This window comes from Streptomyces sp. FXJ1.172, assembly GCF_001636945.3.
GTDB lineage: Bacteria > Actinomycetota > Actinomycetes > Streptomycetales > Streptomycetaceae > Streptomyces.
In genome coordinates this window covers 594,179-618,469 of the sequence record NZ_CP119133.2, presented here as the reverse complement: position 1 = coordinate 618,469, position 24,291 = coordinate 594,179, and the positions used below count along the sequence as shown (strand labels likewise).

Sequence of the window (24,291 nt, the reverse complement as noted above, 5' to 3'; positions counted from 1 at the left end):
GGAGCAGGCGACAGCGCTTCGCGGCCCTGTGGCCCTGCGAACTCGACCGCATGAAGGGTTGCGCGCCTGTGCGCCCGGCCCTCGGGGAGTAGTCGGGTGCAGGGGTGGGGGAGCATTCGCTCAGCTGCTGCTCGTCCGTGAGGGGTCGTCATGAGTTCGTCGCGCCGTTCCGCTGGTGGTGCTGTCCTGCCTTGTGCTGGCGGGGGGTGTCCGTCGTCCAGGACGCATTCCGGTGGAGGGGCGGCGGGGAAGAACGGTGCGTCGGCCGTCAGCCGTCGGGCTCGGCTCCAGTGGCGAGTTCGGTGGGGGAGATCCCGGTGGGTGCGGGCCTCAGAAGACGTACACGGTGCAGGAGCAGCCGCCCGAGGGCAGCTGTCACTACCGGTTGTGAGACGTGAAGTCGCTTGTGAATCAGTGATGTAGAAAGGAGTTAACGCTGCATCCCCGGTCAGTGGGGTTTTCTCAGTGAAGATCATTTCCAGTGCCCGTTGAGAACGGGTGCGGCGCGGGCTATGTCGCCGATTCTGCCGGGGTTGAGGGTGACGTGCTTGAGGGTTCGCCAGCGTTCCTTGAGTTCCGCCGCGGTCCGCTCGCCGCGCGCTCTCACGTGTCTGAACAGCGCATTCGTGGCGCGGGTTCCTCGGTCCAAGGCGGTCTCGGAGTGGCCTCTGGGGCGGCGTACGGGGACGTGAATGCCGATGTGGCGCCGATGTAGCCCTTGTCGGTGAGCGTGGGAAGCCCGTCGGCGGCGGCTTTGTACAGCGCGGGCAACACGTGGGTACGGGCCGCGGTGATGTCCGGGGTGGAGCCCGGCTCGACATCGGAGACCCACAACGGGGTGCCGTCTGGTGCGGCCAGGAACTGAATGTTGCCGCCGAAGCTCTTGTGTTTCTGGGAGAACCACAGGTCGTTGCCGTTCTCCCGGACCCCGGCCAGCCGGTCGCAGGCGATCAGCGTGCCGTCCGGCACCACGTGTGTCCTCCCCTGGGCGCGGCAGAGGTCCAACACCTCGTGCAGATCAGGAGCTTCGGCGGCCAGCAACCGGGCGCGGAACTCCACGATGTGGCGTGGGACGTCGAGTACGGCAGCATAGGTAACCAACGTGAAGCCTCTGGTTCGAGCGGACATGATCTCGGTAAACCAGTCCTACCAGGGCTTCACGCCTGCCCTGCTTCGCGGCCTCACCCGAAGATCATTTCGCTGGCGACGCCTCAGTGGGTGAGAGCCACGCTGGGCTCAGCCCCAGGTCTTGCCGGCCGGTTCCTTGATGGTGCGGTTGATCCGGTTGAAGAAGTTGGTCAGCGCGATCTCCAGGTTGATCGCGCCGGCCGCTACAGCTTCGCCCTGCCAGTCGAGGTCCAGGGCGGACAGCTCCGATCCACCGCCAAGGCCGAGACGGCCCGCCACGATCCAGGAGGCCCCCGGCCGGCTCGTCCCTGCCCGCGCGCTGGGCGAGCCGGTAGCGGACCTTCTCATGCGACCGACCCACCTGGCCACCGATCTGCCGCAGCCCCCAGCCCTCCGCCTTCGCGGCGGCCGTCCCCTCATCCAGGGCCGCATCCGTCACCTCGTCCAGTGCGGCACGCAACTGGACGACCAGCCGCAGCCGGATCGCAGGGGCCAATTCATCCAGGCCGGCGCAGAACCGCGCCACGTCCGCCTTCAGGAAGCCGATCGTCGGGTCGTCACTCACCCGCCCTACCCTGGCAGCCCTGCTCGCACCCTGTCAGAAGTTTTGACAGCTACGCCGGTTCTCTGTTCCGTTCCTGCTGGGGCCCCAGGTTCCACGACGTGGGCCCCGCACATCCGGATGGCTGAATCTCGACGGCGGCGACGAGGCGGTCCTCCGCCCGGTGGCCGAATCGTCGGTCCATGGCAGCGGGCGAGTCCGGCCATCCGCGGACCACGGCCCCCGGCGCGCCGCACCGGGGATGGGCGGTGGCGCAGGCCGGAACGGGCGGCGGCCAGCGGCAGGTTTTTTCTCTCCAAGGGGGTTTGCGGCCCGGACTGCCGGGCACCCGCGGGGGCGGCGATCCGGCCGTGCCGTCAGGTGCGGGCGGCCTCCGCCGAGTTGCCGAAAATCGACGCCAGATCATCGCCAAGATACTCTGCGTTCAACTTCAGGGGGTTGCTATCAGGTGACTCACCGTGAAGACTGTCGGCCGAGTTCCATCGAAACGAAGGTGTTGGGGACCACGCATCAGGCCAATCGTGGGGCGGCATGGAGAGCTAATGCGTATTCTCACACCGCAGTTCAGACAGCCGGGAACCGGAATCCCGCTGTCCGTCAACGAGCCGGGAGGGGCCGTGAGATCGCCGCGCGGCCGGTGTCGCCAAAAGGGGGACGAGTGATGGCGGGGTTCGCCGACACGCCGGGATGTGCCGTGGGGTCGTGGCCGGACGCGCAGCCGCCGTGTCCTGTGGCGGAGACGCCGAGGAGTCTCCCGCCCGCTTCGGCCCGAGCCTGACAGTGGACGGCACACCCCGCCGGACGGCACCCGCGGCGATGGCCGCCGGCGGGCGGCGCGCCGCCCGCCGCACCAAGGGGAGCGCGTGCGACGGGTGTGTACCCCGCCCGACCGCGTTCCGGTGGTGCAGGTTGCGTGCCGGTGCGGTGCCGGTGACGTGCCCGGGGCCGCCCCGCCCGAGTCGACCGGACTGCCGTGCCTCCTTCCGCTTCCCGCCTCGCGTGCCCTGCCCACCGTTACCAAGGAGAACAGGTGATCAGTAAGGAACTGACGGGCGACCGGCTCCTGTTGGAGCAGTTACCCGACCACTGGCAGGAGCTGCGCGAGTCCGGGCCCGTCCGTTTCGACGACACGCAGAAGGTCTGGCAGGTCCTCGACCACGACACGGTCGGCGCCGTGCTCGCCGACCCGGCGACGTACTCCTCGGACCTCTCCGCGCTCGCCCCGACCCAGTCCGACTTCGAGACCTTCACCCGCGGCAACTTCGTGGCCATGGACCCGCCCGAACACCGCAAGCTGCGCACCCTGGTGAGCCAGGCGTTCACCCCGCGGGTCGTGCGGGGGCTGGAGCCCCGCATCGAGGCGGTCTGCGCACGGCTGCTGGACGAGGTGGCCGACCGCGACCGGTTCGACCTGGTCGACGCGCTCGCCTATCCGCTCCCGATCATCGTGATCGCCGAACTCCTCGGCATCCCGGCCGAGGAGCACCGGCTCTTCCAGGAGTGGGCGAGCGTCCTGTTCAGCGGGGACCAGCTCGGCGACGCGCCCGACATGGCCGATCTGGAGCGGGCGCTGGAGGCCATCGCCCCCACCGTGCGCGAGATGAACGGCTACATGCTGGAGCACATACGCACCCGCCGCTCCCGCCCCGGTGACGACCTCACCAGCAGACTCATCGCCGCGGAGGTCGACGGCGTGCGCCTCGCCGACCAGGAGATGGTCGGGTTCGTGGCCCTGCTGCTGGTCGCCGGGCACATCACCACCACCGCCCTGCTGGGCAACGCCGTCGTCACCTTCGACCGCCGCCCAGGCACGGACGCCGCGCTGCGCGCCGACCCGGCCGGGATCCCGGCTGCCGTCGAGGAGGTGCTGCGCTGGCTGCCCCCCTTCCCCGAACTGGGCCGCCGGGTCACCCACCCCGTGGTCCTCGGCGGACACGAACTCCCGCAGGACGCCCTGCTCATGGCTCACCTGGGGACCGCGAACCGGGACCCGGCGCGTTTCCCGGCGCCCGACGTCTTCGACGTGACGCGGTCCCCCAACCCGCACCTGACGTTCGGGCACGGCATCCACTTCTGTATCGGCGCACCGCTCGCCCGGCTGGAGGCCCGGATCGCCCTGCGGATGTTGCATAAACGATTCCGCTTGCTGGCCGTCCCGTCCTACGACGACGTGGTCTTCCAGAACCCGGCCGTGATCATCGGCGTACGGCACCTGCCCGTCGAGGTCACCCGGCCGTAACCGCGCACGGCGCTCGCACACCGACCGGCCCCCGTACCGCTCACCCACGGGCCGGACCGGCACACCCGCACGCGAGACCCACCCAACGGGAGTCCCCCAGCCATGCCGTACACCGTCCCCACCGCTCTGGCCCTTCCCTGGACGCCGGCGCAGTTGCACCGGGAACTACAGGACCGGCTCGACACCCTCGCCCGCACCCACCGGGTGCCCGGCGCCCAACTCGCACTGGCCACCGCCACCGAGACCCTCGGCCTGCACACCGGTACGGCCGACACGGCGACCGGTGCGCCCTTCACCCCCGAGACGGCCGTCCCCCTCGGGTCGCTCACCAAGCCCTACACGGCCGCGCTCGTCATGCTGCTGGCCGACGACGGCGACCTCGACCTCGACGAACCGGTCGCCGACCACCTGCCGGAGCTGAGCGCGTTACCAGAGCTGACGATGCGTCAGCTGCTCAGCCACACCGGGGGCCTGCCCACCGGCCCGGACTCCGACACCGCGGCCGCGACCACCGCCACCCGCTACCTCACGACCGTCTGCACCGCCCGCGACCTGCTGTTCGCGCCGGGCACCGACTTCTCCTACTCCAACGCCGGCTACGTCGCCGCCGGCCGGCTGGTGGAGACGGTGACCGGCATGCCGTGGCACGAGGCGGTCGATGCGCTGCTCCTGCACCCTCTCGGCGCGGGGCCGGCGTTCATCGGCGAGGCCACGCCCGCCCGGCCCGTCGCCGCCGGGCACGCCGTCAACACCGCCACCGGACAGGCCCGTCCGGCCCGGCAGAACCTGGCCCCGCTGGAGGCCCCGGCCGGCGCCCTGCTGGCGAGCGCCCTGGACCTGGCCGCGTTCGGGATCGCGCTGACCGGCCGGTCGGACGTCCTGCCGCCCGCCGTCGCCAAGGAGATGCGCCGCCCCGAGACCGCCGCCCGCCCGGGCGCGCTGGCCGACGGCTGGGGCGCCGGACTCGCCCTGTACCGTCAGGACGACCGCGTCTGGTGCGGTCACGACGGCAACGCCCAGGGCACCTCCTGCCACCTGCGCGCCGATCCGGAGAGCGGAACGGTGATCGCGTTCACGGGCAACGCCTCCGGCGCCACCGCGCTGTGGCGCGAGCTGACCGAGGAGATCGCCCGGCTCACCGGCGTCCGCGTGCCGGCCACCGCCCAGGATGCCGACCACGGCAGCCCCGTGCCGCTGCCCGAGTGCCTGGGTGTCTATCGCAACGGCACCACGACGTACCGCGTCGCACCCGGACCGGACGGCGCACCGCACCTGTCCGTCGACGGCGACCTGCCCATCCCGCTGGTCTGCTACGACGACCTGTCGTGCGCCCTGCGCGATCCGGCCACCGGCCGCCTGGAACCCGGCGGACGCTTCCACCGCGATCCGGCCACCGGCCGGTTCGACCGGCTGCAGATCTCCGGACGCACGGCACGCCGCACCGACGACGGCTGAGCCGCGGGCGCCGCCGGACCACCCGCCCGAGCCGTCCCCCGCGTCGCCGGCCGCGCCGCGCGACCGCGCTCCTGGGTGGTCCCGTCGCCCCGGCCCCGGCCCGGGGCCGTCATCCGTCCACCGGCACCGGCGCGCCCGCCCCGCGTCCGGCGCCGTTCCACCGCACCGCACCGCACCGCTCCCCGCCGAGCCGGAGGCTGCCGCGTCCGGCCACGCAGCACGCGCCCGTACCGCTCTCCAGAGGACTACACCCATGACGGACCTGCACGACAAGCCCGCACCGGCGCCCTCCCTACCGCAGGCCGGCCGCACCGGCGGCACGCCGGACGGCGCGGGCGCGCCGGCGCACCCGACGCTCGCGGAGCTGTTCGCCGCGTGGGTGGCCCGCACCCCCGACGCCCCCGCCCTGACCGACGGCCGACGGACCTGGACCTACCGCGAACTCGCCGCGCGCGCCGACCGGCTGGCACGGCACCTGGTGCGCCGGGGAGCGGGCCCGGACCGGGTGGTCGCGCTGGTCCTGCCGCGCTCCATGGAGCTGATCGCCGCGGAACTGGCCGTCGCCCGGGCGGGCGCCGCCTTCCTCCCCGTGGACCCCACCTACCCCGCCGAGCGCCGGGCGCTGATGCTCGCCGACGCCGCGCCCGCGGTCACCCTGGACGACCCCGAGCGGACCGCCCTGCTGCTCACCGGGACCGACGGCGCGGACGGCTTCCGGGCCACCGATGCCGGGAACCCCGGCGCGGCCGGTGACGACCACGCGGCCTACGTCATCTACACGTCCGGCTCCACCGGCACCCCCAAGGGCGTGACGGTCACCCACCGCGGCCTGGGCGGCTTCACCGCGGCCGCCGCCGAGCGCTACGCCGTCGGCCCCGGCGACCGGGTGCTGCAGTTCTCCTCGCCCAGCTTCGACGCCTCCGTGCTGGAGCTGTGCATCTCGGTGCTGTCCGGCGCCACGCTGGTCGTGCCGCCGCAGGGCCCGTGGCTCGGCGACGAACTCGCCGCCGTCCTGGAGGAGCAGCGCATCACCCACGCGCTCATCCCGCCGGCCGCGCTGGCCACCCTGCCCGACCCGCGGGAGGGGACCGCACGCCACCTGCGCACCCTGATCGTGGGCGCCGAGGCATGCCCGGCCGCGCTGGTCGACCGCTGGGCGCCCGGCCGCCGGATGATCAACTCCTACGGCCCGACCGAAGCCACCATCGTCGCCACCTGGACCGGGCCGCTCACCGCGGGCCGCGGCACCCCCACCATCGGCGCAGCCCTGCCGCACACCCGGGTGTACGTCCTGGACGCCGCGATGCGCCCGGTACCGCCCGGCGCGGACGGCGAGCTGTTCGTGGGCGGCGACGCGGTGGCCCGCGGCTACCTGGGCCGACCCGGCCTGACCGCCGCGCGCTTCGTGGCCGACCCCTTCGACCCGTCCGGCGCCCGGCTGTACCGCACCGGCGACCGGGCCCGGTGGACCGCCGACGGGGAACTGGAGTACCTGGGCCGCCTGGACCGCCAGGTGAAGATCCGCGGCTTCCGGGTCGAACCGGGCGAGATCGAGACGGCCCTGCGCCGCGCCGGTGCCGACGCGGTCGGCGAGGCCGTGGTCGTGGTCCGCGAGGACGAGCCCGGCCACCGCCGCCTGGTCGGCTACGTCACCCCGGCCGGCTCCGGCGCGGACGCGGGCGGACCCGGCCGCGCTCCCGACCCGGCCGCCCTGCGCACCGCCCTCGCCGCGGTGCTCCCCGCCCACATGGTGCCGGCCGCGATCGTGGTCCTGGACCGGATGCCGCTCACCCCGCAGCACAAGATCGACCGGCGGGCGCTGCCCGCCCCGGAACGGGTGTCCACGGCCGGCCGGGTGCCGCCGCGCACGCCCCGGGAACGGGCCCTCGCCGCGATCTGGGCGGAGGTCCTGGGCGACGACGCCGTCGGGGTCACGGACGACTTCTTCGACCTGGGCGGCGACTCCATCCTCGCCGCCCGGACCCTGTCCCGGATCCGGGACGAGTTCGGCGCACGGCTGACGGTCCGCGACGTGTTCACGGCACGCACGGTCGCCGCCCTGGCCGAGCTGCTCGGCGACCCCGGCGACGCCACCCCGGCCGAGCCCGTCGCACCCGCCCCGCGGACGGGTCCGCTCCCGCTGTCCAGCGCGCAGCGGCGGCTGTGGTTCCTGGACGACCTGACCGCAGGCGGCACCGAGTACAACACCGGCGTGTCGCTGCGGCTGCGCGGCACCCTCGACGAGGACGCGCTGCGCCGGGCCCTGCACCGGCTCGCGGCCCGCCACGACACGCTGCGTACCACGTTCCCCACGGTCGACGGCGAGGCCGTCCAGCACGTCGCCGCCGAACCCGACCTGCCGCTGCGCACGGCCGACCTCGGGGACGTGCCCGCGCCGCGCCGGGCCGCGGCCGCCGAGGACCTGCTCACCGAGGAACTGAGCCGCCCCTACGACCTGACGGCCGGCCCGCTCACCCGCGCCCTGCTGGTCCGGCTGGCCGCCGAGGACCACCTGCTGCTGCTGGCCCAGCACCACATCGTCACCGACGGCTGGTCGGTGGGCGTCCTGACCCGCGAACTCGCCGCCCTCTACCGCGCGGAGGCCACCGGCACGCCCGACGGCCTGCCCCGGCCCGCCGTGCAGTACCCCGACTTCGCGGTGTGGGAACGCGGACACCGCGACGCCGGCACCGACGCCGACGACCTGGCCTACTGGAAGCGGCACCTGAGCGGGATCCAGCACCTGGAACTGCCCACCGACCGGCCGCGCCCGGCGGTGCGCACCACCTCCGGCGCGGCCCACCGGCACCACCTGCCCGCGCCGCTGGTGACCCGGCTGCGGCACCTGGCCGCCGGGCGCGGCACGACCCTGTTCACCCTGTTCGCGGGGGCCTCCGCGCTGCTGTTCTCCCGGTACTCCGGCCAGCGGGAGGTGGCGTTCGGCACCGTCACCAACGGCCGCGCGCGCCGCGAGCTGGAGGACGTGCCCGGCTTCTTCGCCAACACCCTGGTGCTGCGCACCGAGGTGGACGAGCGCAGGAGCGTCGACCGCTTCGTGGAGGACGTGCGCACCACCGTCCTCGACGCCTTCTCCCACGACGGAGTGCCGTTCGACCGGGTGGTGGAGGAGCTGGCACCGCCCCGGGACCCCAGCCGCACCCCGCTGGTGCAGGCGCTCGTCGTCCAGCAGACCCCCCTCGGGGTGCCGCCGACCGCCGCCGGCCTGCGCCTGGAGGAGCACCCGCTGCCCCGGCCCGCCGCCCGGTTCGACCTCGTGCTGGAGTTCACCCCGGACGCGGACGGCGGCTGCGCGCTGACCGTCGAGTTCAACACCGACCTGTTCGAGGCGGCCACCGTGGCCCGCCTGACCGGCCACCTGCACCGCCTCCTGGAGGGCATGGCGGACGGTCCCGGCCGCCCCCTGGCCGAACTGCCCATGCTGTCCCCGGCGGAGCAGCGCGCGCTGGTGGACGCCGGGAACCCGCCCGCCCGCCGCGGCCGGGACACCGCGGCCGCCACGCTGCCCGCGCTGTTCCGGGACCAGACCGCCCGCACCCCCGACCGGACGGCCGTCGTCTGCGGGGACGTCCGGCTGGACTACGCCGAGGTGGCCCGGCGCGCCAACCGCCTGGCCCGGCAGTTCGCCGCACGCGGAGCGGGCCCGGAGACCCTGGTCGCGCTGTGCCTGCCGCGCACCGCCGACCTCCTGCCCGCGCTGTGGGGGGTGCTCACCGCGGGCGCGGCCTACCTGCCGGTGGACCCGGCCTACCCGGCCGAGCGGATCCGCCTCATGCTCGCCGACGCCCGGCCCGCCCTCGTCGTCGCCACCCGGGACACCGCCTCCGCCCTGCCCGCCGACTGCACCCCGCTGCTCCTGGAGGACTGCGCCGCCCCGGGCACGCCCGACACCGCCCTCACCGACGCCGACCGCCTGCGGCCGCTGCTCCCGGACCACCCCGCCTACGTGATCCACACCTCGGGATCCACCGGGCGTCCCAAGGGCGTCCTGGTCACCCACCGCAGCGTCGCCGCGCTCGCCGCCTGGGCCGGGGCGCACTTCCCGCCCGCCGGCCCGGACCGCCCGGTGATCGCCTCGACCTCCCTCAACTTCGACGTCTCGGTCTTCGAGCTGCTGTGCCCGCTGGTGACCGGGGGCACCGTCGAGGTCGTCGCCGACCTGCCGGCCCTCGCCGACGCTCCGGGACGGCAGGCCGGACTGCTCAGCGGGGTGCCGTCCGTTGTCTCCCGCCTCGTCGCGGGCGGCACGGCACCGCTCACCGCGGACACCGTCGTCCTGGCCGGCGAGGCCCTGCCCGCGCAGACGCTGCACGACGTGCGCGCCGCCCTGCCCGGATGCCGGGTCGCCAACCTCTACGGCCCCACCGAGGCCACCGTGTACGCCACCGCCTGGATCGCCGGCGATCCGCTGCCCGAGCAGGCCCCGCCCATCGGCGGTCCGGTCGCGCTCACGCGCGCCTACGTCCTGGACCGCGCCCTGCGGCCCCAGCCGCACGGGGTGACCGGCGAGCTGTACCTCGGCGGCGCCGGACTGGCCCGCGGCTACCTCGGCCGGCCGGGCCTGACCGCCTCCCGCTTCGTCGCCGACCCGTACGGCGCGCCGGGGGAGCGCATGTACCGCACCGGCGACCTGGTGCGCCGCCGCGCCGACGGGCAGCTGGAGTACATCGGCCGGGTCGACCAGCAGGTCAAGGTCCGCGGCTTCCGGATCGAGCTGGGCGAGGTCGAGGAGGCGCTGCGCCGCTGCCCGGGCGTGGCCGAGGCGGCGGCCACCGTCGCCGAGGACGACGGCCACCGCCGCCTGGTCGGATACGTCGTCCCGGCCCCCGCGGCGCGGCCGGTGCCCGAGACCGTGCGCCGGGAGATGGGCCGCACGCTGCCCGACTACATGGTCCCGTCGGCCGTCGTCGTGCTGGACGCCCTGCCGCTCAGCCCCAACGGCAAGATAGACCGCGGCCGCCTGCCCGACCCGGGCCCCGCCGTGCGCGCCGTGCGGCACGTCGCCCCGCGCACCCCCACCGAGCGAACCCTCGCCGCGATCTGGGCCGACGTGCTGCACGTGGAGCGGATCGGCGTCGACGACAACTTCTTCGAGCTCGGCGGCGACTCGATCCTGAGCATCCAGGTGGTGGCCCGCGCCCGGCAGGAGGGCCTGGGCCTGACCTCGCGGGACCTGTACGGGCACCAGACGGTCGCCGCCCTCGCCCGCTGCGCGGACGCCGCCGCCGTCCCGCACCCGGCCGCACCGCAGACCGGGCCGGCCACCGGCGAGACCCCCCTGACGCCCATCCAGCACTGGCTGTTCGACAGCGCCGGCGAGCGCGCCGGGCACTTCGCCCAGGCGCTGTCCGTCCGGCTGCCCGACGACCTGGACGTGGCGGCGCTCGAGGCCGCGCTGGGCGACCTGGTCGCCCACCACGACGCCCTGCGCTCCCGTTTCGCCACCGGCGGCCCGGCCGGCGAGGTCACCTGGTCCGTCCAGGACCGGGCGCCCCGGCCCACGCTCGCCCGGCACACCGGTCCGGACGGGGACACCCCCCACTTCGGCCCCTTCGACCTGTCGGAAGGGCTGCTGCTGCGGGCCGTCCTGCACGACCGCGGCCCCGGCCGGCCCCCCGTGCTGCACCTCGCCGTGCACCACCTGGTGGTCGACGGCGTCTCCTGGCGGGTGCTGCTGGAGGACCTCGACCGCGCCTACCGGGCCCGCCGCGCCGGCCGGGACGGCCGCAGCGCCCTGCCCGCCAAGTCCTCGCCCGTGCGCGCGTGGGCGCGCCGGCTGAACGCCTACGCGGCGGACGGCGGTTTCGACGACGAGCGGGAGTACTGGGCCCGCGCGGTGCCCGCCACCGGCGGCGCCCTGCCCGCCGACCCGCCCGACGGCGCCAACACCTACGCGTCGCAGTGCGCGGTCACCGTACGGCTGGACGCGCAGGACACCGCCGCGCTGCTGCGCACGCTGCCCGAGACCTACCGCACCCGGGCCAACGACGTGCTGCTGGGCGCCCTCGGGCGCGCGCTGTGCGCCGGGACCGGGCAGGAGCGGGTGGTGGTCGACGTCGAGGGGCACGGCCGCGAGGAGCTCTTCGCGGAGCTGGACCTCAGCCGCACCGTCGGCTGGTTCACCACCCGCCACCCCGTCGCCCTCGCCGTCTCCCATGACGCCGGCTGGGACGCCGTGCTGAAGCAGGTCAAGGAGCAGCTGCGCGCCGTACCCCGGCACGGCCTCGGCCACGACGCGCTGCGCCACCTGGCCGGACCGGACGCGGCACCGCGCACCGCCCCCGCGCAGATCAGCTTCAACTACCTGGGCCGGATGGGCCTCGCCGACGGCGAGGACGGCGCGGACGGCCTGTACCGGGGCACCGTACGGCCGCTGGAGCTGGACGCCGACCCGGCCGCCCGGCGCCCGCACGCCCTGGAGGTCGTCGGGCAGCTCGTCGACGACTGCCTGGAGTTCACCTGGTTCTACTCCGACCGGCTGCACCGGCGGGAGACGGTGCAGGCCCTGTCGGAGCGCTACCGGGACGCGCTCGCGGACCTCGCCCGATACGCCGCCCGGCCCGGTGCCGCCGGCCGCACCCCGTCCGACTTCCCGCTGGCCCGGCTCGACCAGGGCGCGGTGGACCGGATCACCGGCGCCGACCCGGCGGCGGTCGAGGACATCCTGCCGCTGACGCCGACCCAGGCGGGCATGCTGTTCCACGGCCTGTCCGAGGACGGCCGCGGTGCCTACTTCCAGCAGCTGACCTTCGTCCTGGACGGCGTGCCGGACCCGGAGACGCTCGCCGCGGCCTGGCAACACGTGACCGACCGCACGGACGTGCTGCGCGGCCGGGTCGTCTGGCAGGACGTGGCCGAACCGCTGCTGGTGGTGCAGCGCCGTGCGCCCGTGCCGGTCACCCACCTCGACTGGCGCGGCCTGACCGACGCCGAACGCCGGCAGCGCCTGGACGACGTCCTGGCCCGCGACCGCGCGGACGGCATCGACCTGGCCCGCGCCCCGCTTCAGCGCCTGCTGCTCGCCCGCGTCTCCGGCACCGCGGTGCGCGTGGTGTGGTCCTTCCACCACCTCCTGCTGGACGGCTGGAGCCTGTTCCAGGTGCTGTCCGACGTGTTCGCCTGCCACGCCGCCGCGGACCCGCGGGCCGTACCGGAGCGCCCGCCCTACCGCGACTACGTCGCCTGGCTGCGCACACGCGACACCGCCGAGGGCGAACGGCACTGGCGGCGGCGCCTGACCGGCCTCACCGAGGCCACGCCCCTGCCGTACGACCGGGAGCCGCGCGAGAGCCACCGCGCCGAGTCCACGCACGCCGTCCGGGTCACCGTTCCCGTGGGTACCACCCGGGCCCTGGAGGAGCTGGCGCGCGGCGCCGGCCTGACCCTGAACACCCTGGTGCAGGGCGCCTGGGCGATGCTGCTGGCCCGTCAGGCCTGCCGCGACGAGGTGGTGTTCGGCACGACGGTGTCCGGCCGGCCACCCGAGCTGCCCGGCGCCGACGCCATGACCGGCCTGTTCATCACCACCCTGCCCACCCGGGTCACCGTGCCCGCCCACGGCACCCTGCTCGACTGGCTGCGCACCCTCCAACGCGAGCAGAGCGAGGACCGGCGCTTCGACCACACGCCGCTCACCCGGATGCGCTCCTTCACCGATCTCCCCGAGCGCACCGGCCTGTTCGACAGCATCGTCGTCTTCGAGAACTACCCCGTGGACGACGACAGTGCCGCCGTGCACGGACTGCGCCTGAGCGGCCTCGACGGCGTGGAGACCACCAACTACCCGCTCAGTCTCACCGCCTACCCGGGTCCCGAGCTGGCCCTGCGCATCGGCTACGACCCCCAGCTGTTCGACGCCGCCACCGCCGAGCGGACCGCCGAGTACCTGACCGTCCTGCTCACGGGCATGGCCTCCGGTCCCGGACTGCCGCCCGCCCGGGTGCCGCTGCTCACCCCCGGCCGCCGCGCACAGGTGCTGCACGCCTGGAACGACACGCGCACCGAGCTGCCGGACACCACGGTGGCCGCGCTGTTCGCCGCCCAGGCCGCCCGCACCCCCGACGCCGTGGCCCTGGAGGCCGGCGGAGAACGCGTCAGCTACCGCGAACTGGACGACGGGTCGGCCCGGCTGGCCGCCCGGCTGGCCGGGCTCGGCATCGGGCCGGAACGACCGGTCGCCGTGCTGATGGACCGCTCCGTGCACCTGGTCGTCGCCCAGCTGGCCCTCGTCCGCACCGGCGGGGTGTACGTGCCGCTGGACGGCCGGGCACCGCGCGAGCGGTTGCACCGGATCCTCACCGAGGCCGGAGCGCGGCTGCTGCTGACCGACGCGGCCTGGGAGGAGACGGCCCGCGAACTCCTGCCCGGCGACGGCGTCCTGCGCGCCGACGCACCCCCGGCGGCCGGCACCGCACACCCCGACGCGGCCCCCGCCGACGCCGTCCGGGCCGACGCGGTCCACCCCGACCACGTCCAGTACCTGATGTTCACCTCCGGCTCCACCGGCGTCCCCAAGGGCGTCGCGGTGCGCCAGCGGGACGTCGTCGCCCTGGCGCTGGACCGGGCCTTCGCCGGGCACGACCGGGTGCTCGTGCACTCCCCGCACGCCTTCGACGCCGCCACCTACGAGGTGTGGGTGCCGCTGCTGCGCGGCGGCACCGCCGTCCTCGCCCCGCCGGCCGACCTGGACGCCGCCGCCGTACGCCGCGCCATCGGCGAGCAGGGCGTGCGCTGCCTGTGGCTGACCGCGGGTCTGTTCCGGCTGCTCGCCCAGGAGGACCCCGGCTGCCTGCGCGGTGCCCGCGAGGTGTGGACGGGCGGCGAGGCGGTGCCGGGCGCCGTCGTGCGCCGGGTGCTGGACGCCTGCCCCGGCCTGACCGTCGTCGACGGTTACGGCCCCACCGAGACCACCACGTTCGCCACCCGGCGCGTCTTCCGCGCCGGCGACCCGCTGCCCGCGGTCCTGCCCATCGGCCGCCCGCTGGACAACACGCGCGTCTACGTCCTGGACGCCGCGCTCCAGCCGCAGCCGCCGGGCATACCCGGCGAGCTGTACATCGCCGGCGCCGGGCTGGCCCGGGGGTACGCGGGCCGGCCGGGGGCGACCGCCGCCCGGTACGTCGCCGACCCGTTCGGCCCGCCCGGGCAACGGATGTACCGCACCGGCGACATCGTGCGCTGGAGCGCCGACGGGGAACTGCACTTCGTCGGGCGCGCGGACGACCAGATCAAGATCCGCGGCTTCCGGGTCGAGCCCGCCGAGATCGAGGCCCGCCTCACCGGCCACCCGGCCGTCGCCGAGGCCGTCGTCTCCCTCTACCAGGACGGCGGACGCAAGCGGCTCGCCGCGCACCTCGTGCCGGCCGGCGGCGCCACGGTGCCGCCCGCCGCCGAACTGCGCGCCCACCTGGCGGCCGGGCTGCCCGACTACATGCTGCCCGCCGCCTTCGTGGCCGTACCCGAACTGCCGCTCACCGGCAACGGAAAGGTCGACCGGCGCCGGCTGCCCGCCCCCGACTGGTCGGCCGGCGCCCAGCAGGCCCACCGGGCGCCGCGCACCGAGACCGAACGGCTGCTCGCCGACATCTGGGCCGAGCTGCTCGGCGTGGAACGCGTCGGCCTGGACGACAACTTCTTCATGCTGGGCGGCGACTCGATCCTCAGCATCCAGGTGGTCTCCCGGGCCCGCGCCGCGGGCCTCGCCCTCACCCCGCGCGACCTGTTCAAACACCCCACCGTGGCCGAGCTGGCCGCCGCGGGCGGCGCCGCGGCCGCCGTCGCCGGCACCGAACCGGTCAGCGGCGCCAGCGAACTCACCCCCATCCAGCACTGGTTCCTCGACCCGCAGCCCGAACACGCCGCCTTCTTCGACCAGTGCGTCGTCGTCGAGGCCGCCGGACCGGTGGACGAGGACGCCCTGCGCCGCGCCCTCGCCGCCCTGTGGACCCACCACGACGCCCTGCGCGCCCGGTTCACCCGCGACGCCGACGGTACCTGGCACCAGGACGTGCCGCCCGCCGACGGTCCGGTCCCCGAGCTGCTGACGGTCCACGGCCCGCAGGAGGAGGAGCAGGTCACGGCCGCGGCCCACGCCGGCTTCCGGCTTGACACCGGCCCGCTGCTCACCGCCCGCCTGTTCACCGCCGACGGCACCCGGCCCGCCCGGCTGCTGCTGGTCGTCCACCACCTCGTGGTCGACGGCGTGTCCTGGCGGATCCTGCTGGAGGACCTGGAGACCGCCTACCGGCAGGCCGTGACCCAGGAGCCCGTACGGCTGCCCGCCCGCACCACCTCCGTCCGGGAGTGGGCCCGCAGGCTCCGCGACCGCGCCGGCACCTTCGCGAGCGGGGGCGACCACTGGGCCGAGGCGGCCCGGGCGTGCGCCGTCCCGTTGCCGGTGGACGGCCCCGGCGGCACCACCACGGCCGACGTCCGCGGGGTCACCGTACGGCTGGACCGGGAGCGCACCGACAGCCTGCTGCGCACGGTCCCCGGCGTCTACCGCACCCGCATCGACGACGTCCTGCTCACCGCGCTCGGCCGGGTCCTCGCCGACTGGACCGGACGGGACACCGTCGCCGTCGGCCTGGAGGGCCACGGCCGCGAGGACGCGCTGTTCGACGACGTCGACCTCTCCCGCACGGTCGGCTGGTTCACCTCTCTCTTCCCGGTCGCCCTGCACGTCCCGGCGGGGGACTGGGGCACCGCCCTGAAGGCGGTGAAGGAGCAGCTGCGCGCCGTCCCCGACCGGGGCCTCGGCTACGGCGTCCTGCGCCACCTCGCCCGCGAGGAGGCGCTGACCGGCACCCCGATGCCCGGCATCAGCTTCAACTACCTGGGCCGCTTCGACTGGTCGCCCGGCGGCGGCACCCTGGTCGGCGCGGTGCCCGGCGGACTCGGCGGCGCGGAGGCACCCGGCACCGAACGGCCGCACCTGCTGGACGTCGTCGCCCGCGTCGAGGACGACGAACTGGAGATCACCTGGTACTACGGCGCCGGACGGCACCGCGAGGACACCGTCACCGCCCTCGCCGAGGGGATGCTCCGGGCGCTCGGCGACATCCTGGCCCACTGCGCGCGCCCGGACGCGGGCGGCCGGACCCCGACCGACTTCCCGCTGGCCCGCCTGGACCAGGCGGCGGTCGACCGGATCGCCGGCGACGGGCGCGAGGTGGCGGACGTGCTGCCGCTGACCCCGATGCAGGCGGGCATGCTCTTCCACAGCCTGCTCGACCCGGACGGCCGCACCTACGTCAACCAGGTCCAGCTGGTGCTGTCGGGCGTCACCGACCCGCAGGCCCTCGCCGAGGCGTGGCAGCACACCGCGGACGCCAACCCCGTCCTGCGCACCGGCCTGGTCTGGCAGGAGACCGCCGAACCGCTCCAGGTCGTCCGGCACCGGGCCACCGTGCCCGTCACCCACCACGACTGGACCGGCCGGCCCGACGACACGTGCGCGCCCGACCTCGAACGGCTGCTGGCCGAGGACCGGCAGCGGGGCATCGACCTGGGCACCGCGCCCCTGATGCGGCTGACCTTCATCCGGCTGTCCGCCGACCGCGTCCGCATGGTGTGGACGTTCCACCACGTGCTGCTCGACGGCTGGAGCGCCGCCCAGGTCTTCGACGAGGTGTGCGAGCGGTACGCGGCCCTGACCACCGGGCGCCGCCCGCAGGTGCCGCAGCGCAGGCCCTTCGCCGACTACCTGCGCCACCTGGCCGGGCAGGACACCGGCCGGGCGGAGCGGTACTGGCGCGAGATGCTCGCCGGCTTCCCCGCGCCCACCGAGCTGCCCCGCGACCGGCGGTCCGCCGAGGCCCACCGCAGCGCCTCCTCCGGCTCGGTGCGGGTGACCCTCGGCCGGGACGTCTCGGCCCGGCTGCGGGAGACGGCCCAGACTGCCGGGCTGACCGTCAACACCGTCCTCCAGGGCGCCTGGGCGCTGCTGCTGTCCCGCTACGGCGGCGGGGACGACGTGGTGTTCGGCACGACCGTCTCCGGGCGGCCCGCCGACCTGCCGGGCGTCACCTCGATGGTCGGCCTGTTCATCAACACCCTGCCCACCCGGGCCCGAGTCGACGGCCGGCGCCCGCTGCTGGACTGGCTGCGCGAACTCCAGGCCGCCCAGTCGGAGGCCCGGCGCCACGACTTCGTCTCGCTGGCCCAGGTGCAGTCCTGGAGCGAGGTGCCCGGCGGGACCAACCTGTTCGACTCCATCGTCGTGTTCGAGAACTACCCCTTCGACGAGGGGTCGCTGGCCCGCCACGGCCTGGCCATGGAGCAGGAACGGGACCTGGAGCCGACGAACTACCCCCTCAGCGTGGTCGTCGCGCCCGGCGACCGGCTCGCCGTCAACCTCGACTACGACCCGGCCGCGTTCGACGCCCCGACCGTGGAGGCGCTCGGCGAGAGCCTGCGCACCCTGCTCACCGCGATGGCGGCCGACCCGGACCGCCGCCTCGCCGACCTGCCGCTGCTGGACCCCGCCCAGGGCCGCGACCTGGTCGCCCGGTTCGGCGGGACCGGGGCACGGGCACCGCACGACACGCTGCCGGAGGCGTTCCGCCGGCAGGCCCTGCGCACGCCCGGTGCCACGGCCGTGCGAAGCGGCGACGACAGCCTGACCTACCGCGAACTCGACGCCCGTTCCAACCGGCTGGCGCGGCTGCTGGTGGCGGCCGGCGCCGGGCCCGAGCGCTTCGTCGCGCTGTGCCTGCCCCGCACCGCCGACCTCGTGGTGGCGCTGCTGGCGGTGCTCAAGAGCGGCGCCGCCTACCTCCCGGTCGACCCGCAGTACCCGGCCGAGCGCGTCGCGTTCCTGTTCGAGGACGTACGGCCGGACGCGGTGATCACCACCGCCGCGACCGCCGGCCGGCTGCCCGACGGCCCCTTCACACGCATCCTGCTGGACGAGGACCCCGCCGCCGGCCGGCCCGACACGCCCGTCGGCGACGACGAGCGGCACACCGCCCTGCTGCCCGGCCACCCGGCCTACGTCATCCACACCTCCGGCTCCACCGGCCGGCCCAAGGGCGTCGTCGTCAGCCACGCCTCGGTGCTGGCGCTGGCCGACTGGGCCGCCGCCGAGTTCGCCGGCCCGTCCCTGGCGCACGTGGTGGCCTCCACCTCGCTCAACTTCGACGTGTCGGTGTTCGAGATCTTCTCGCCGCTGCTGTCCGGCGGCTGCGTGGAGATCGTCCGCGACCTGCTCGCCCTGGCCGAGCGCCCCGGGCCCTGGCGGGCCGGACTGCTCAGCGCCGTGCCCTCGGCGCTGGACCGGCTCCTGGCCGAGGACGCCGTGCACGTCACCGCGGACACGGTCGTCCTCGCGGGGGAGGGGCTGCCCGCCCGCACCGTGCGCCAGGTCCGCGAGGCGATCCCCGGCTGCCGGGTCATGAACATCTACGGCCCCACCGAGGCCACCGTCTACGCCACCGCGTTCACCTGCGACCCCGCCGACCCCGACCGCGACCCGCCGATCGGACGCCCGCTCGGCGGCGCCCGTGCCTACGTGCTCGACCGGTCGATGCGCCCGGTCCCCATCGGCGCGCCCGGCGAGCTGTACCTGGCCGGAACCGGCGTGGCCCGCGGCTACCTGCGCCGCCCCGGCCTGACCGCCGCCCGCTTCCTGCCCGACCCGTTCGGGCCGCCCGGCACCCGTATGTACCGCACCGGCGACCTGGTCCGCTGGAGCGCCGACGGCGACCTCGTCTACCTCGGGCGCGGCGACGACCAGGTGAAGGTGCGCGGCTTCCGCATCGAACTCGGCGAGGTCGAGGCCGCGCTGGCCCGGCACCCGGCCGTGGCCGCGGCGGCGGCCCGGGTGGTGGACCACGCCGGCCACCGCCGGCTGGTCGGCTATGCGGTGCCCCGCGCCTCCGGTCTGCCCGACCCCGCGGAGCTGCGCGCCTTCCTCGCCCGCAGCCTCCCCGACCACCTGGTCCCCGCCCTCGTCGTACCGTTGGAGCGGCTCCCGCTGGGCGCCACCGGCAAACTGGACCGGCGGGCGCTGCCCGACCCCGAGTGGAGCGCGTCCGCCGGCGGCACGGCCGGGCGCGAGCCGCGCACCGAGGCCGAGCGGATCCTCGCGGCGATCTGGTGCGAGGTGCTGGGCGTGCCCGCAGCAGGCCCGGACGACAACTACTTCACCCTGGGCGGCGACTCCGTCCTCGGCATCCAGATCGTCTCGGCCGCCCGCCGGGCCGGTCTCGCCCTCACCCCCCGCCACCTGTTCACCCACCAGACCCTCGCGGACCTCGCGGCGGCCGCGAAGTCCGCCGCGGCGCCCACCGCCGCCCCCGAAGACGAGCCGGTGACCGGCGACGCCCCGATCACCCCCGTACAGCACTGGCTGTTCGACACCCTGGACGGCGACCCGGCCCACTTCAGCCAGACCGTGTCCTACGAGCTGGCTGCGGACCCCGACGAGGACCTGCTGCGGGCCGCGCTGGCCGCCGTACTCGACCACCACGACGCGCTCCGGCTGCGCTTCGGGCCGGACGGGGACGGCCGCCGGCGGCAGCACGGCACCGCGCCCGGCGACACCCCCGTGCACCTGGAGGTCCACGACGGCCCCGCCGGACCCGAGGTGGCCGACGCGCTCGGCGCCGGCTTCGACCTGGCGCACGGGCCGCTGCTGCGCGCCGCGCTGTGCCGCCCCGGCGGCGACGCGCGCCCGGTGCTGCTGCTGTCCGCCCACCACCTGGTCGTCGACGCCGTGTCCTGGCAGCTGCTGCTGGAGGACCTGGACACCGCCCACCGCGCCCTGAGCAGCGGCGAGCGGCCCGATCTCGGCGCGAAGAGCACCTCCTTCCGGACCTGGGCCCGGCGGCTGGCCGCGCACACCGCGGCGGGCGGCTTCGACGGCGAACTCGCCCACTGGAGCGCCCTGGACACCGGACCCGCCCTGCCGGCCGACCACCCCGGCGGCGCCAACACCACCGCCGCCGAGGAGACGGTGACCGTCCGGCTCTGCGCCGAGGAGACCCGCCGGCTCCTCCAGGACGTGCCGGACGTGTACCGCACCCGGGTCAACGACGTCCTGCTCACCGCGCTGGGCCGGGTCCTGGCCCGCTGGACGGGCCGGGACCGGGTGGCGGTGACCCTCGAAGGACACGGCCGCGAGGACCTGTTCGACGGCACCGACCTCGCCCGCACCGTCGGCTGGTTCACCACCATGTACCCGGTCGCCCTGGACGTCCCCCGGGACGCGGACACCGGCACCGTGCTGAAGTCCGTCAAGGAGAACCTGCGGGCCGTACCGCACGGCGGACTGGGTTACGGGGCCCTGCGCCACCTGCACCCGGGCGCCGGCCGGGAGCTGCCCGCGCTGCCGCAGATCTGCTTCAACTACCTAGGCCGGCAGGACCGGACGCCCACGCCGGGCGGCCTGCTGCACGCCCCGCACGGCGGCCTCACCGGCGGCATGGACCGCGCGGCCCGGCGGCCGTACCTCCTGGACGTGCTCGGGCGGGTCACCGACGGGCGGCTGGAGTTCACCTGGTCGTACTCCGGCGAGGTGCACCGGCGCGAGACCGTGGCCCGCCTGGCGGCCGAGCTGACCGACGAACTCCGCGCGATCGAGCGCCACTGCGCCGCACCCGGCGCCGGCGGCCGCACCCCCTCCGACTTCCCGCTGGCCGGCCTGGACCAGGCCGCCGTCGACCGGCTGGTCGGCACCGGGAGGGACGTCGTGGACGTGTACCCGCTCACGCCCACCCAGACCGGCATGGTGATGCACGGGCTGGACGAGGCCGAACACGGCCTGTACGTCGAGCAGATCACCTTCGTCGCCGACGGCGCCCGCGACCCGGGGCTGCTGGCCGACGCCTGGCGGTACGTCGTGGCGCGCACCCCGGTCCTGCGCACCTCCGTCGCCCTGACCGACGTGCCCGTACCGCTCCAGCTCGTCCACCGCGAGGTCACCCTGCCGGTCACCGAGCACGACTGGAGCACGCTGCCGGCCGACCGGCACCAGGGCGAGCTGGAACGGCTGCTCGCCGACGAGCGGGCCCGCGGCCTCGCCCTGGACCGGGCCCCGCTGCTGCGGCTGGCGCTGGTCCGGCTCGGACCGGACGCGGTGCGGGTCGTGTGGACCTTCCACCACGTCCTGCTGGACGGCTGGAGCGTCTTCCACGTGCTGTCCGACGTCATGGCCGCGCACGCCGCGCTGGCCGGCGGCGAGCAGCCGCGGCTGCCCGAGCGCCGGCCGTTCGCCGACTACGCCGCCTGGCTGGCCGGCCGCGACACCGGCCCGGCCGCGGAGCACTGGCGCACCGTCCTGGACGGCCTGACCGGTCCGACCCCGCTGCCGTACGACCGCAGGCCCGCGCCCGGTGCCACGGCCCGCTCCGGCACCTGGCTGTCGCAGCGGATCGGCGCCGGACGCACGCGGCGGCTGGCCGAGTTCGCCCGCCGCCACCGCCTCACCCTCAACACGCTGGTGCAGGGCGCCTGGGCGCTGCTGCTGGCCCGGTGGAGCGGGCAGGACGAGGTCTGTTTCGGCACCACCGTGTCCGGCCGCCCCGCCGATCTGCCCGGCGCCGACACCATCACCGGCCTGTTCATCACCACCCTGCCCGCCCGGATCGGCGTCGACGGCGGCGCCCCGTGCGCCGATTGGCTGCGGGCCGTGCAGGAGGCCCGCGCCGAGGACCGTCGGCACGACCACGTGCCCCTCAACGAGCTGCACGCCCTGACCGGACTGCCGTCGGGGACCGCCCTGTTCGACAGCCTGCTGGTGTTCGAGAACTACCCGGTCGGGGACGCGACGGCCGGTGCACACGGTCTGACCGTGCGGGACCTGGACGCCCGGGAGGCCACCAACTACCCGCTCACCGTCGTCGTCTCCCCCGGGGACGACCTCGCCGTCGAACTCGGCTACGACCCCCGGTACTTCGACGAGGCCACCGCCGAGTCGCTGGCCGGGCAGCTGCTGCACACCCTGGACGCCCTGGCCGGCACGGACGGCACCGTCCCCCTCGACGCCGTCGACGTGCTGCCGTCCGCGCTGCGGCACCGGCTGCTGCACGGCGCGGCCCGCCCGCAGCTCGGCCCGGTGCCGCCCGCCACCCTGCCCGCCCTCGTCGAGGCCGCCGTCGACCGGTGGCCCGACGCCCCCGCCCTCGCCGCACCGGGCACGCTGCTCAGCTACGCCGAGGCCGAGGCGCGGGCCAACCGGCTGGCGCACCGGCTCATCGCCCGCGGCGCCGGACCCGGCGACCTGGTCGCCCTGCTGCTGCCCCGCTCGGCGGACATGGTGCTCGCCCAGCTGGCCGTGGCGAAGACGGGCGCCGCGTTCCTGCCCGTCGACCCCGCCTACCCGGAGGAGCGGACCGCCCTGATGCTGCGCGACGCGGCCCCCGCCCTCACCCTCGACGCGAAAGAGGTGGCCGACCTGCTCGCCGCACCGCCGGACGGCGTGCCCGGCCGCCGGCCCACCGACGCGGACCGCACCCGGCCGCTCGACCTGGACGACCCGGCCTACGTCATCTACACGTCCGGCTCCACCGGCACCCCCAAGGGAGTCGTCGTCACCCACCGCGGCCTGGCCGCCTTCGCCGCCGCCGAGGCGGCCCAGTACCAGGTCACGGCGGGTGACCGGGTGCTGGCCTTCGCCACGCCCAGCTTCGACGCCTCCGTGCTCGAACTGTGCATGTCGCTGCCGCACGGCGCCCGGCTGGTCGTCCCCCCGCCCGGCCCGCTGCTCGGCAGCCACCTGGCCGGCGTGCTCCGCGACGAGCGCATCACCCACACCCTGCTGCCGCCGGCCGCGCTGGCCACCCTGCCGCCCGACACGCCCGGCACGCTGCCGGACCTGAAGACGCTGACCGTCGGCGCCGACGCCTGCGGCCCGGAACTCGTCGCCCGCTGGGCACCGCACCACCGCATGGTCAACTCCTACGGGCCCACCGAGGCCACTGTCGTCGCCACCTGGTCCGCCCCGCTGCGGCCGGACGGCGTGGCCCCGCCCATCGGCCGCCCGCTGCCCACCACCGGCGCCTACGTCCTCGACGCCCGGCTGCGCCCGGTCCCCGACGGCGTCCCCGGCGAACTGTGGCTCAGCGGACCGGCCCTGGCCCGCGGCTACCTCGGCCGGCCCGGGCTGACCGCGGCCCGGTTCGTTGCCGACCCGTTCGGGCCGCCCGGCACCCGCATGTACCGCACCGGCGACCTGGTGCGCCGCGACGCCCACGGCGAACTGCACTACCTGGGCCGCACCGACCACCAGCTCAAGCTGCACGGCCACCGCATCGAGGCGGGCGAGGTCGAGGCGGTCCTCGCACGGCACCCGGGCGTCCTGGACGCTGTGGTGAGCGTGCGCGAGGACGAGCCGGGGCTGCCCCGCCTGGTCGCCCACCTGCTCACCGCGCCCGGTGCCGAACCGCCCACCGCGGCGGACCTGCGCGCCCTGGCCGCCCGTTCGCTGCCCGGCTACATGGTCCCCTCGGCGTTCGTGCCGATGGACCGCTTCCCGCTGACCGAGAACGGCAAGACCGACCGGGCCGCCCTGCCCGCCCCGGCCCCCGACGCCCCCGGGGAACGCGAGCGGAGCGGCGAGCGGGCCGCGTACGTGGCACCGCGCACCCCCACCGAGGAGGCGGTGGCCGCGATCTGGGAGGAGACCCTGCACCAGAGGGTCGGCGCCGAGGACGACTACTTCCTGCTGGGCGGCGACTCCCTGCGCGCCCTGCTCATCGCCTCCCGCGCCAACGACGCGTTCGGCGTCACGCTCACCCCCCGCGACGTGCTGGTCGCGCGGACCGTGGCCGCCCTCGCCGAGCGCGTGGAGGAGCAGGTGCTGAGCGAACTGGAAGCCGCGGCACTCGCGGGCCACGACGAAGACGCCGCGCACGGCGGCCCCGACCACGACGAACGGTGAGGATCCGAC

General features: G+C 75.6%; 4 protein-coding genes and 1 pseudogene. 3 read left to right on the top strand and 2 right to left on the bottom strand.

Annotation, left to right across the window (positions count from 1 at the left end):
- Positions 1 to 603: 603 nt before the first annotated feature.
- Both A6P39_RS03015 and A6P39_RS03010 read right to left on the bottom strand, forming a co-directional pair.
- A complete protein-coding gene (locus A6P39_RS03015) occupies positions 604 to 1,101 on the bottom strand; it encodes a transposase family protein (RefSeq protein WP_275883793.1) in 498 nt (165 codons plus the stop codon).
- A 135-nt stretch (positions 1,102 to 1,236) separates the two neighbouring features.
- Positions 1,237 to 1,326, bottom strand: a pseudogene (locus A6P39_RS03010) (carboxymuconolactone decarboxylase family protein); the annotation flags it as partial.
- A 1,394-nt stretch (positions 1,327 to 2,720) separates the two neighbouring features.
- Between A6P39_RS03010 and A6P39_RS03005 the strand changes: the two are divergent.
- From A6P39_RS03005 to A6P39_RS02995, 3 genes are all read left to right on the top strand, one after another.
- Positions 2,721 to 3,929, top strand: coding sequence for a cytochrome P450 (locus A6P39_RS03005; RefSeq protein ID WP_067046213.1), 1,209 nt, complete (start codon positions 2,721 to 2,723; stop codon positions 3,927 to 3,929).
- 102 nt (positions 3,930 to 4,031) lie between these two features.
- Positions 4,032 to 5,384, top strand: coding sequence for a serine hydrolase domain-containing protein (locus A6P39_RS03000; RefSeq protein ID WP_067046215.1), 1,353 nt, complete (start codon positions 4,032 to 4,034; stop codon positions 5,382 to 5,384).
- A 253-nt stretch (positions 5,385 to 5,637) separates the two neighbouring features.
- On the top strand, positions 5,638 to 24,282 hold the full coding sequence (locus A6P39_RS02995; RefSeq protein WP_275883792.1) for a non-ribosomal peptide synthetase: 18,645 nt from the start codon (positions 5,638 to 5,640) through the stop codon (positions 24,280 to 24,282).
- Positions 24,283 to 24,291 lie beyond the last annotated feature (9 nt).